General features: G+C 54.2%; 1 pseudogene. It reads right to left on the bottom strand.

Going from position 1 to position 736, the window contains the following annotated elements:
• Positions 1–700: pseudogene (locus C9J12_RS30260) on the bottom strand (TrbI/VirB10 family protein); the annotation flags it as partial.
• Between the last annotated feature and the right edge of the window lie 36 nt (positions 701–736).

Genomic DNA, 736 nt, shown 5'->3' with positions numbered 1-736 from the left:
CCACGGTGCCTGACGGCACGTAGTTTTCGATGGTACGTTTACGGACGGTGGTTTCATCGTTGGCCCAGGTCAGCGAGACATGGTCGATACCGCCTTGCCCGCCGATGCGCTGGCTGTTGTTTGAATTGCCCCCACTTTTTTCTAATGCACCATAATTTGTGGGTTGAAACGGCGCAGCCTGACTTTGCCCAAGGTATCGGCCTCTTTTTACCTCATCACTTGTGACCGTACTTGCTTGCTTTGGCAGGGGCGTTGACTGCATTTTTTCCGTCAAGGTCTCTTCCAAGTACGCCATCTGGCTGGCAATCCCTTTCGCTATTGCTTCCTGCTCCCGCTTGACGGTCTGCCGGAAAGATTCATTGCTGTCACCGTGGTTTTTCACCGCCTTGGCCAGGTCATCAATGGTTTTTTGCAATGACGTTAACGTCACCTGCTGGGCAGACAAGGCGGACTGGTTATCTTTGGCGGTGAACTCTGTATCAATCACCGCGCCGAAATCAATAGGTTTGGCCTCGTCCGCGATAACTTCCGCGCTCGATGCCGACTTGTTGTACACCACTGCCGCCGCAATGATGAGCATCACAACGGACGCGAGCGATGAGAACACGATGATATTGCGGCGCTTGTTCCGGGTATTCAGGTCGGCCCCGTCTTCAAAATCGCCCATGGGATCGTGTTTGAGCCAGTCGAACAGTTTCATCGGCGATGCCCTCCGGTGACGATGTACAGCCAGGCC

Source organism: Photobacterium frigidiphilum (genome assembly GCF_003025615.1).
GTDB lineage: Bacteria > Pseudomonadota > Gammaproteobacteria > Enterobacterales > Vibrionaceae > Photobacterium > Photobacterium frigidiphilum.
This window is presented reverse-complemented; position numbering and strand designations above follow the sequence as displayed.